Source organism: Bacteroides sp. D1, assembly GCF_000157095.2.
Lineage (GTDB): Bacteria > Bacteroidota > Bacteroidia > Bacteroidales > Bacteroidaceae > Bacteroides > Bacteroides xylanisolvens.
In genome coordinates, this window is record NZ_JH114349.1 from 40,318 (window position 1) to 53,300 (window position 12,983).

Below are 12,983 nucleotides of genomic sequence, written 5' to 3' on the forward strand. Positions count from 1 at the left end.
ATAATGCTTTGATATCTATTGTCTATTGTATTATGGATAGACTTCTTCACAAATATATGTAATAACTTATAGATTAAAAAATAAAACTTTTTGTTTTACAACATATTATTATGCTGCTATGTTTTGTTTGGAGTAAAACTTTACTAATAATGAATATTAATATCTTGAGAATAGAAATGTCTAGTCATTTTTGAGATAAGATTATTGGAAAACGGTAAATCGTAATAAGTATATTTTTTTGTTCCTAAACATTTTACTCATCTCGTCAACCTTTTTTCGGAATAATTTGTTTACTTTGTGTCACCTTATTTACACTGACACATTTTACATGAAACGAAAATGGATACGCTGGGTAAGCTGGATACTGCTTACTCCTATAATACTCTTTGTAATACTAATGGTATTGCTTTATGTTCCTCCCGTTCAGAATCTTTTGCGTCGGGAGGTTACTGCATACGCCTCTAAGGCAACCGGTATGCAGATTCAGGTGGAACGGATAGACCTTCGTTTCCCGCTTAATCTGTTGGTTCGTGGCGTAGAGGTTATTCAACAGCCGGATACTCTTTTGTCTTTGGAAAGCCTGAATGTCCGTGTGCAGGCATGGCCGTTAATAAAAGGAAAAGTCGAAGTGGATGAAGTCACTTTGAGCCGGGTAGCCGTTAATTCAGCCAATTTGATGGAAGGAATGAAGATTAAAGGCGTTTTAGGACGTTTCTTCCTGCAAAGCCATGGTGTTGACTTGTCCAATGAAATAGCGATTATCAATCAGGCCGAACTGTCTGATACCCATGTGCAGTTGCTGATGAATGATACTACCACCACTCCTAAAGATACCACAGCCTCTGCTCCTGTAAACTGGAAAGTGGATCTTCATCAGTTGAAATTAAAGAATGTATCATTCAGTATGCAACTTCCTGTTGATTCCATGCGGATGGCAGCTCATATCGGGGAGGCTGCTATTGATGATGCACAGGCTGATTTGAAAAATCAGTTTTATGGTTTGAAGAAGTTTCTGTTGTCGGGAACTTCCGCCAGTTATGATACAGGAACTGCGCAACCAATAGAAGGTTTTGATGCTTCCCATATTGCCGTTCGTGATGTTCGCATCGCTTTGGATTCCCTGTTGTATAAAGGCAGGGACATGAATGCGGTCATTCGTGAGTTTACAATGAATGAACGTTCCGGATTAAGTGTTGTTTCACTGACAGGTAGAGCATACTCTAACGATTCAATCATTAGTGTTCCCGGTTTAAAACTAAAAACCCCTCATTCTGAAATAGATTTATCTGCCCATACCTATTGGGAACTTGTCAACATCCCGACTACAGGACGTTTGTCCGCCAATCTCAATGCCTATATCGGCAAAGAAGATGTTATGTTATTTGCAGGAGGATTGCCTGATAGCTTTAAAGAAGCCTATCCATTTCGTCCGCTTGTCATTCGTGCCGGTACGGACGGTAACTTGAAACAAATGCAGATTTCCCGTTTTACGGTAGACCTGCCGGGTGCTTTTGCTTTAGAAGGCGGCGGTATGATAGAAAACCTGGCTGACAGCCTGACTCGTACCGGAACCATTGGGCTGAAAATGACAACTCAAAATTTGAACTTCTTGACCGCTCTGTCAGGAGAGGCTCCCAATGGTACGATTGTAGTCCCTGACAGCATGAATCTGGTGGCGAAAGTTGATATCAAAGGTCCTGAATATAAAGCAGGCCTCCGTCTGAAAGAGGGGAAAGGAGCTATGGACGTGAATGCAGCATTAAATACATCTACCGAAGTTTACAAAGCTGATCTGAAGATAGACAATCTGCAACTCCATAACTTCCTTCCGAAAGATTCTATCTACGAACTGTCTCTTTCGGCTGCGGCTAATGGTCGTGGACTGGATGTCATGTCTTATCATTCTTTTGCCAAACTGAATCTTTCATTAGATCAGCTTCATTATGCAAAATATCATCTCTCCAATCTTAATTTGACAGGAGACCTTAAAGGCGCACTGGTCACCGCACATCTGACAAGTGACAATGCTTTATTGAAAATGACAACCGATGCGGAATATAATTTGGCGCACAGTTATCCTGATGGTAAGATAACGGTTAATGTCACTCAACTGGATTTACATGAATTAGGAATCATGCCACAGCCAATGAAGCGTCCGCTTACTTTTAATTTAGCTGCCGAAGCTCGTCGGGATTTAGTCTCGGCACATTTCGTTTCCGGAGATATGAAACTCGACTTGAGCGCACGTTCCGGCGTTAATCCTTTAATTCGCCAATCTACTCACTTTGTGGATGTATTGATGAAGCAGATTGATGAGAAAGCATTGAATCACGCTGAACTGCGTAAGGCGTTACCGACGGCAGTTTTCTCTTTCTCTGCAGGACAAGAAAACCCTTTGGCATATTTTCTGGCTACTAAAAAGATAGCTTACCATGATGCTTCTGTGAAATTCGGAGCAGCTCCTAATTGGGGAATTAATGGAAAAGCCGCTATTCATGCTTTGAAAGTAGACACCTTGCAACTGGACACGATTTTCTTTACAGTCAAACAAGATACCACACTCATGAAATTGCGTGCCGGTGTTATTAACGGACCGAAGAATCCGCAATTCTCCTTCTCTACTACACTGACAGGAGAGATTCGTGACCGGGATGCGGAACTGCTGGTAGATTTTAAGAATGGAAAAGGAGAAACGGGCGTACTGCTCGGTGTCAATGCGCGTCCTTTGTTTGAAGGGCAAGGAAAAGGCGATGGATTAGCTTTCACATTAATCCCGGAAGAACCGATTATCGCCTTCCAGAAATTCCATTTTAATGAGAATCACAACTGGATTTATGTGCATAAGAATATGCGTGTATACGCTAATGTAGATATGTGGGACGATGAAGGAATGGGATTCCGTGTACATTCGGTGCGGGGGGACACTGTTTCTTTACAGAATATTGATGTCGAAATCCGAAGAATCAGTTTAGCCGAATTGAGCAAAGTACTGCCTTACTTCCCGGAAATAACCGGTTTATTCTCTGCGGAAGCACACTACGTGCAGACTGAAAAAGATCTTCAACTCTCGGTTGAATCATCTATTGACGAGCTGACTTATGAACGTCAACGAATTGGTGATGTGACATTAGGAGCTACCTGGTTGCCGGGTGAACAAGGAAAACAATATCTTAACGCTTATCTGAATCATGACAATGTGGAAGTGATGGTGGCAGATGGCAAATTGGTTCCAACCCGGACAGGAAAAGATAGTTTGGAAGTAAATGCTACTCTGGAACACTTCCCGCTCCGTGTAGCGAACGTATTCATTCCCGATCAGATGGTTACATTAGCCGGTGATATGGATGGTAATCTGAACATTACCGGTAGCACCGAACAACCTTTGATTAATGGCGAACTGATATTGGATAGTGTTACTGTCCTTTCCCGGCAGTATGGTGCTAACTTCCGGTTCGATAACCGCCCGGTGCAGATAAAGAATAATCGTTTGGAATTTGATAAGTTCGCTATTTATACAACAGGAAAGAATCCATTTACGATTGACGGATCTGTTGATTTCAGAGATATGTCCCGGCCGATGGCAAATCTGAATCTGCTGGCACAGAACTATACGCTTCTGGATGCCAAACGTACCCGTGAAAGTCTGGTTTACGGAAAAGTATATGCTGATTTCCGGGCAACGGTGAAAGGGCCGTTAGACGGATTGAATATGCGTGGAAACATGAGTTTGCTGGGCAATACAGATGTTTCTTATATATTGACCGATTCACCGTTGACTGTGCAGGACCGTTTGGGAAGTTTGGTAACCTTTACTTCATTTAGTGACACCACGACGGTTGTTCAGCAAGAAGTGCCGACTGTTTCTTTAGGCGGGCTGGATATGGTGATGATGGTACACATCGACCCGTCCGTTCGTTTGAAAGTCGATTTGGACGCAAGCAATGACAATCGTGTTGAGCTGGAGGGAGGAGGTGACCTCTCAATGAAATATACTCCGCAAGGAGATCTGACATTGACCGGACGCTATACGTTGAGCGGTGGTTTGATGAAATATGCTTTGCCTGTCATCGCTGCCAAAGAATTTGCTATCGACAACGGCAGCTATGTGGAATGGACGGGAAATCCTATGGACCCGATGCTGAACTTCAAAGCAACCGACCGTATCCGTGCTTCTGTCTCCGAAGGAGAGAATGGCGGAACACGTATGGTTAATTTTGATGTGTCCATCGTCGTCAAGAACCGACTGGATAATCTTTCTTTCGCCTTTGACGTATCTGCCCCCGAAGACGCAACCATACAAAATGAATTGACGGCTATGGGAGCGGAAGAGAGAGGTAAACAGGCTCTATATATCATGGTTATGAAAACCTACCTTGGCACCGGACCGATTGGTGGCGGAGGTGGTGGACTGGGTAAACTGAATATGGGTTCTGCATTGAACTCCGTATTAAGTAGCCAAATCAACTCATTGATGGGGAACCTGAAAAATGCCAGCGTTTCTGTCGGTATCGAAGATCACGATTTGTCGGATACGGGTGGTAAGCGTACGGATTACAGTTTCCGTTATTCACAACGTCTCTTCAATAACCGTTTCCAGATTGTAATCGGAGGTAAAGTTTCTACGGGTGAGAATGCGACGAATGACGCGGAATCTTTCATCGATAACATCTCTCTGGAATATCGCTTGGATAGAACCGGAACTCGTTATGTCCGTCTGTTCTACGATAAAAACTACGAGAGTGTACTCGAAGGCGAGATTACGGAAACCGGAGTCGGTCTGGTACTTCGCAAGAAGCTGGATAAACTTAGCGAACTGTTCATCTTTAAGAAAAAGAAGTAAACATGAAAGGTATATATAGTAACATATTAATAAGTTGCCTGATGGGTATCATCTTATTTTCGGGTTGTTCGGTGACAAAGCATCTGCCCGAAGGGGAGGTACTTTATACAGGAGGAAAAACTGTCATACAGAATAAGTCGACAACACCGGTAGGAGGGACGGCCCTGACAGAGATTGAGGCGGCCCTTGATAAAACTCCCAGTACGAAGATGTTGGGAGGGCTTCTGCCTATTCCTTTTAAGATGTGGATGTACAATGACTTTGTGAAATATAAAAAAGGATTTGGAAAGTGGATGTTCAACCGTTTGGCTGCTAACCCTCCGGTATTTATTTCCACTGTCAATCCGGAGGTCCGCATCAAGGTGGCTACAAACTTGCTCCGTGATTATGGTTACTTCAATGGGAAAGTGACTTATGAAACATTGGTCGATAAGAAAGACAGCCTGAAAGCAAGTATTCTTTATACGGTAGACATGAAGAATCCTTATTTTATAGATACGGTCTATTATCAGCGTTTCACTCCCCAAACGTTGCGCATTATGGAACGGGGACGTCGAATGTCTTATATAAGTCCCGGCGAGCAGTTCAACGTGGTCGATCTGGATGAAGAGCGTACCCGTATCAGTACGCTGTTGCGTAACCGGGGATATTTTTACTTCCGTCCCGATTATATGACTTATCAGGCAGATACGACATTGGTTCCCGGTGGACATATCAGCCTTCGTCTGATTCCCGTTCCGGGATTACCCGCTGCGGCACAACGTCCTTACTATGTAGGAGATGCCTCTGTTTACCTGTTTGGCAAGAATGGTGAGGCGCCCAATGACAGCATGATGTATAAGAATCTGAATATACATTATTATAAGAAATTGCAGGTACGTCCGAATATGCTTTATCGTTGGTTGAACTATCAACAGTTTGTGCGGAATGCACAGATGCGGGCTTCCAATCGCACTCGTCTTTACAGTCAGTATCGACAGGAGCAGGTGCAGGAGAAACTTAGCCAGTTGGGAATCTTCAGTTATCTGGATTTGCAATATGCTCCGAAAGATACGACAGCCGTTTGTGATACGCTGAACGTAACCATGCAGGCCACGTTTGCCAAGCCGCTGGACGCCGAACTGGAATTGAATGTCGTAACCAAAAGTAACGACCAAACCGGTCCCGGGGCATCATTCGGCGTCACCCGGAACAATGTATTCGGAGGTGGCGAGAGCTGGAACGTGAAGCTGAAAGGCTCTTATGAATGGCAAACCGGCGGAGGAGAAAAAAGCTCTTTAATGAACAGCTGGGAGATGGGAGTTTCTACTTCTCTGACTTTCCCGCACGTGGTTTTCCCGCATTGGGGGAAAAGGGAGTTTGACTTCCCAGCTACCACTACATTCCGTTTATACATCGACCAGTTGAACCGTGCCAGGTATTATAAACTATTGTCATTCGGCGGAAATGCTACCTACGATTTCCAACCGACACGTACAAGCCGTCATAGTATTACCCCTTTCAAACTGACATTCAACGTCCTTCAACACCAATCGGAAGAATTCAGGGAAATTGCCGATGCTAATCCTGCATTATATATCAGTTTGAAAGACCAGTTTATTCCTGCTATGGAATATACCTATACCTATGATAATGCTTCCGCACGCGGTATTAAAAATCCGATTTGGTGGCAATCGACTGTAACCTCTGCCGGTAACCTGACCTCGGTGATTTACCGTGCTTTCGGTCAGTCTTTCAGCAAAGAGGACAAACGTTTGCTGAACGTCCCTTTCGCGCAGTTTGTGAAACTGAATACGGAATTCCGCCATTTGTGGAATATGGACAAGAATAATAAGATTGCTTCCCGTGTAGCTTTGGGTGCTCTCTTCGCCTACGGTAATGCAACGATAGCCCCTTACAGCGAACAATTCTATGTGGGTGGTGCCAACAGCATCCGCGCTTTTACGGTACGTAGCATCGGCCCGGGCGGATACCATCCGGCAGAAAGCCGCTACTCTTACCTCGACCAGACGGGTACTTTCCGTTTTGAGGCAAATGTAGAATATCGTTTCCGTATCTTTAAGAGCATTTGGGGAGCCACTTTCCTGGATGCAGGAAACGTCTGGTTGATGCGCAAGGATGAGGCCCGTCCCAATTCACAACTCGAACTGAAAACGTTCCCGAAACAGATCGCTTTGGGCACCGGTGTCGGTATTCGTTATGATATGGATATTCTTGTGTTCCGTCTTGATTTCGGTATTCCTTTGCATCTGCCTTACGATACAGAACGAAGCGGATATTACAATGTCACAGGATCCTTTATGAAGAATCTGGGAATACATTTTGCTATCGGTTATCCCTTCTAACGTTCTTTCTTTGTCTTGAAACAAAGAAAGAACCAAAGAAAATTCAAGGCTGCGTCTTTCCGGCTACTCCGGTGTTCTCTCCGGCTAAAGGGCAGAAACTCGCTTCGCTCAAACAGTCTGCCCTTTTTAACGCTGGAGAAAACGCCTGCGCTTAACGCCGGAAAAACGAGGCCGATCCCCTTTCGGCGTGTTTGCTGCACAGGTTAATGAATTACCGGATTTCTTGATTTGTCATTGATGTACTTTTGATTCTGCATAGGTTTACATGCCGAAAGGTTTTCCGACCTACTTTTTTCTCTGTTAAGCGAACACCCGTAACGAAGCGTTAAAAAGGGCAGATTGTTTGAGCGAAGCGAGTTTCTGTCCTTTAGCGTAGTGAAGGGTGTGAGTAGGAGAAAAAAGTCAGTCTTGAATTTTTCTTTGTTTCTTTCTTTTGTTTCAAGACAAAAGAAAGAAAGTTTTTGTAAATTTGCAACGAAATCTGATGCCGTTGACATCACTAACCTTTTAATATTACACAATTTATGAAACCAACTTTATTCTTATTGGCAGCCGGTATGGGTAGCCGTTATGGAGGCTTGAAGCAATTAGACGGACTGGGTCCTAATGGCGAAACTATTATGGATTATTCAATCTATGATGCTATCAATGCCGGATTTGGCAAACTTGTATTTGTAATCCGCAAAGATTTTGAACAAGATTTCCGTGATAAAATTATTTCCAAATACGAAGGTCACATTCCTTGCGAACTGGTATTTCAATCAATCGACGATCTTCCGGAAGGCTTTACTTGCCCGGCAGACCGTACCAAACCTTGGGGTACTAACCATGCAGTAATGATGGGTGCTGATGTGATTAAAGAACCGTTTGCAGTGATTAACTGCGATGACTTCTATGGTCGTGATTCTTTCCAAGTGATGGGTAAATTCCTTTCTGCTCTTCCTGAAAATTCAAAGAACGTTTATTCAATGGTAGGTTTCCGTGTAGGAAATACATTGAGCGAAAGCGGTACGGTATCTCGTGGTATCTGTAGTACAGATGCTAAAGGATTGTTGACATCTGTAGTAGAACGTACGAAGATTCAACGTCTGGACGGTGAAGTGAAATATATCGGTGATGATGGCGAATGGACGGCTACTCCCGATACGACTCCGGTAAGTATGAACTTCTGGGGCTTCACTCCTGATTACTTCGCTTACAGCCAGGAATTCTTCAAGACTTTCTTAAGCGATCCGAAGAATATGGAAAACCTGAAGAGCGAGTTCTTCATCCCATTGATGGTAGATAAATTGATTAATGACGGAACTGCCACTGTTGAAGTACTGGATACTACCAGCAAGTGGTTCGGCGTCACTTATCCGGAAGACCGTCAGAGCGTAGTAGACAAGATTCAGGCATTGGTAGATGCCGGTGAATATCCTGCTAAGTTGTTCTAAAGAAGAGCCATTGATTAAGATAAAGAGCAGTCATTCATAAGAATGACTGCTTTTTTTGTTTTTCATAACGTATCATACTAAGTAGTATCTAATAAATATTCAGTATCTTTGCAGTCCAAAATGTTATAAATCAGAAGCAGAAGTGATTTCAGTAGAAGGATTATCAGTAGAATTTAATGCGACGCCGCTTTTTGAGGACGTCAGCTATGTAATTAATAAGAAAGACCGCATTGCGCTGGTCGGCAAAAATGGTGCCGGCAAATCAACCATGCTGAAGATATTGGCAGGTTTGCAGTCACCGACACGCGGAGTGGTAGCTACTCCGAAAGATGTAACCATCGGATATTTGCCACAGGTCATGATTCTTTCCGACAACCGGACGGTGATGGGAGAGGCAGAACTGGCATTCGAACATATATTTGAGCTTCAGGCGAAGTTGGAACGGATGAATCAGGAACTGGCGGAACGGACAGACTATGATTCGGAAGAATATCATCAGTTGATAGACCGTTTCACGCATGAAAACGACCGCTTCCTGATGATGGGCGGTACGAACTTTCAGGCGGAAATCGAACGGACACTTCTTGGATTGGGATTCAGCCGGGAAGATTTTGAACGCCCTACTTCGGAGTTTTCCGGTGGATGGCGTATGCGTATCGAATTGGCAAAACTGCTTTTACGACGCCCGGACGTGCTTTTGCTCGATGAGCCGACCAATCACCTTGATATTGAAAGTATCCAATGGTTGGAAAACTTTTTGTCTACACGTGCCAATGCAGTCGTATTAGTCAGCCATGACCGTGCTTTCCTGAATAACGTAACTACCCGCACCATCGAAATTACTTGCGGTCAGATTTACGACTACAAAGTGAAGTACGATGAATTTGTAGTCTTGCGTAAAGAACGCCGTGAGCAACAGCTCCGTGCTTACGAAAATCAGCAGAAACAAATACAAGATACGGAAGATTTTATTGAACGCTTCCGTTATAAAGCAACGAAGGCCGTACAGGTGCAAAGCCGTATCAAGCAACTGGAAAAGATAGACCGCATCGAAGTGGACGAGGAAGATAATTCCGCCTTGCGTTTAAAATTCCCTCCAGCCAGTCGTAGCGGAAACTATCCTGTGATTTGCGAAGATGTGCGCAAAGCGTATGGCAGCCATGTCGTTTTCCATGATGTCAACCTGACTATCAACAGGGGAGAGAAAGTGGCTTTCGTCGGAAAGAACGGAGAGGGTAAGTCTACCTTGGTGAAATGTATCATGGACGAAATTGATTTCGAAGGCAAACTAACGATCGGACATAATGTACAAATCGGTTATTTTGCGCAGAACCAGGCACAAATGTTGGATGAGAACCTGACTGTATTCGATACGATTGACCGAGTAGCGACAGGAGATATCCGTCTGAAGATACGTGATATACTGGGAGCTTTCATGTTTGGAGGCGAAGCTTCGGATAAAAAGGTGAAAGTCCTTTCCGGAGGAGAACGTACGCGATTGGCGATGATTAAACTTCTGCTGGAACCCGTAAATCTACTGATTCTGGACGAACCGACCAATCATTTGGATATGCGTTCGAAAGATGTTTTGAAGGAAGCTATCCGCGAATTTGACGGAACAGTGATTCTTGTCAGCCACGACCGTGATTTTCTGGATGGACTTGCGACTAAAGTATATGAGTTTGGCGGTGGACTTGTAAAAGAACACCTTGGAGGTATCTATGAATTCTTGCAAAAGAAAAAGATAGATAGCTTGAACGAGCTTCAGAAAGGAGCGGGATTGTCGGCTTCTCCCACGGCTTCAGCTAAAGGTAATGAACCTGAAACCGTTCAGCCTTCGGAGAATAAGCTCTCTTACGAAGCCCAGAAAGAACTTAATAAGAAGATTAAGAAACTCGAACGTCAAGTGGCGGACTGCGAAGCCTCAATAGAGGAAACCGAATCCGCGATTGCTATCGTAGAAGCGAAGATGGCAACTCCCGAAGGAGCTTCGGATATGCAGCTCTATGAACGGCATCAAAAACTGAAGCAACAGTTGGATGGCATTGTTGAAGAGTGGGAACGGGTTTCGATGGAACTGGAAGAAACGAAAAATTAGAACAAAACGCATACTTCCGGGCAGTATGTGAGAGAAACGTTATACCTCGGTAGAAGGTATTCCTGGCGGGTATCTGTTTCTCGGTGTCGAAACAGGTGTTTCTCGTTGAGGAACGAGGCGTTCCTCGGTGTCGGTCACCTTCTTCCTCGGTGCCGGACTGCGGGTAGGATGATTGTTGATTAGAGAGACTATTTAATTATTTATACAATATGAAAGTAACCAAGTATTTACCAATTCTTGCCGTATGCCTTATGACAACAGGATGTAACAGTAAGAAAGAGGCCGTACTGACGTCCGGTATCGACCTTGCTAATCTGGATACCACGGCTATGCCGGGTACAAGTTTTTATCAATATGCCTGTGGAGGTTGGGTGAAAGATCATCCGCTGACAGACGAGTATTCACGTTTCGGTACATTCGATATGTTGCGCGAAAACAGTCGTGAACAACTGAAAGCATTAATTGCCGAATTGGCAGCGAAGAAAGATAATGCACCGGGTAGTGCTGCGCAGAAAGTAGGCGATCTTTATAATATCGCAATGGATAGCGTGAAGCTGAACCAGGAAGGTGTAGCTCCGATCAAAGCAGAACTGGCAGCCATTGACGCTCTCAAGGATAAAGGAGAAATCTATGCATATATCGCTGAGAGCCAGAAGAAAGGCATCCGTCCTTACTTCACCATGTTCGTAAGTGCAGATGATATGAACAGTTCCATGAATATCGTACAGACCTATCAAGGTGGTATCGGAATGGGACAGCGTGACTATTATCTGGAGAATGACGAGCAGACTAAAAATATCCGTAATAAATATCAGGAACATATCGCCAAAATGTTCCAGTTGGCAGGTTATGATGAGGCTACTGCACAGAAAGCGGTGAAAGCAGTGATGAACATCGAAACTCGCTTGGCGAAAGCGGCTCGTTCACAAGTGGAATTGCGTGATCCTCATGCTAATTATAACAAGATGGATAGGGCGACGCTGAAAAAGAACTTCCCGACTTTTGACTGGGATACTTATTTCACCGTTTCCGGTTTGAAAGATTTGGAAGAAGTGAACGTAGGTCAGCCTGCTGCCATGAAGGAAGTAGCCGATGTGATAAACACCGTATCACTGGACGATCAGAAACTGTACCTCCAATGGGGATTGATAGATGCTGCCGCTTCTTATCTAAGCGATGATTTTGAAGCACAGAACTTCGATTTCTACAGCAGAACAATGTCTGGAAAGAAAGAAATGCAACCTCGCTGGAAACGTTCCGTGAGCACCGTAGATGGTGTACTTGGCGAAGTGGTAGGACAGATGTATGTAGAGAAGTACTTCCCGGCTGCTGCCAAAGAACGTATGGTTACACTGGTGAAGAACCTGCAAACTTCTTTAGGAGAACGTATCAAAGGTTTGGAATGGATGAGTGAACCGACCAAGGAAAAAGCGTTGGAGAAACTGGCAACCTTCCATGTAAAAATAGGTTATCCTGATAAATGGAAAGATTACTCCGCACTGGAGATCAAAGATGATTCTTACTGGGCAAATATCGAGCGTGCCAACGAATGGGATTACAACGAAATGATTGCCAAAGCCGGCAAACCGGTAGACAAGGATGAATGGTTGATGACTCCTCAAACAGTGAACGCTTATTATAACCCGACTACCAACGAAATCTGCTTCCCGGCAGCTATCCTGCAACCTCCGTTCTTCGATATGAATGCGGACGATGCTATGAACTACGGTGCAATCGGCGTGGTAATCGGCCATGAGATGACTCATGGATTTGACGATCAGGGACGTCAATATGACAAAGACGGAAACCTGAAAGACTGGTGGACAGAAGAAGATGCTAAAAAGTTCGAAGAACGGGCACAGGTGATGGTTAACTTCTTTGACAGTATCGAAGTAGCTCCGGGCGTACACGCAAACGGTAGCCTGACACTTGGAGAGAACATTGCCGACCACGGAGGTTTGCAAGTATCTTTCCAGGCATTCAAGAATGCAACAGAAGCCGCACCGCTGGAAATTGTTGACGGATTTACTCCGGAACAACGTTTCTTCCTGGCTTACGCTAATGTGTGGGCAGGAAATATCCGTCCGGAAGAAATTCTCCGATTAACCAAACTTGATCCTCACTCATTAGGCAAATGGCGTGTGGACGGTGCTCTTCCTCATATCCAGAATTGGTATGAAGCATTCAAAATCACCGAACAGGATTCGATGTTCGTACCTAAAGAAAAACGAGTATCTATTTGGTAATAGTTTTTGAATAGAGAA

5 protein-coding genes are annotated in these 12,983 nt (G+C 44.2%); all 5 read left to right on the top strand.

The window, feature by feature from the left end; translation table 11 throughout:
- Positions 1–328 precede the first annotated feature (328 nt).
- On the top strand, positions 329–4,840 hold the full coding sequence (locus BSAG_RS04890) for a translocation/assembly module TamB domain-containing protein (protein WP_008770339.1): 4,512 nt from the start codon (positions 329–331) through the stop codon (positions 4,838–4,840).
- 2 nt (positions 4,841–4,842) lie between these two features.
- Positions 4,843–7,185, top strand: a complete 2,343-nt coding sequence (locus BSAG_RS04885) for a BamA/TamA family outer membrane protein (protein WP_008018379.1) — start codon at positions 4,843–4,845, stop codon at positions 7,183–7,185.
- A gap of 524 nt (positions 7,186–7,709) precedes the next feature.
- Positions 7,710–8,621, top strand: coding sequence for an NDP-sugar synthase (locus BSAG_RS04880; protein ID WP_004299937.1), 912 nt, complete (start codon positions 7,710–7,712; stop codon positions 8,619–8,621).
- 142 nt (positions 8,622–8,763) lie between these two features.
- Positions 8,764–10,719 carry an ABC-F family ATP-binding cassette domain-containing protein gene (locus BSAG_RS04875; RefSeq protein ID WP_004314402.1) on the top strand — a complete coding sequence of 652 codons (1,956 nt, stop codon included), beginning with the start codon at positions 8,764–8,766 and terminating at the stop codon, positions 10,717–10,719.
- Between the two features lie 209 nt (positions 10,720–10,928).
- Positions 10,929–12,965 (top strand): M13 family metallopeptidase, encoded by a 2,037-nt coding sequence (locus BSAG_RS04870; RefSeq protein WP_004299939.1) that lies wholly within the window; start codon positions 10,929–10,931, stop codon positions 12,963–12,965.
- Positions 12,966–12,983: the final 18 nt, after the last annotated feature.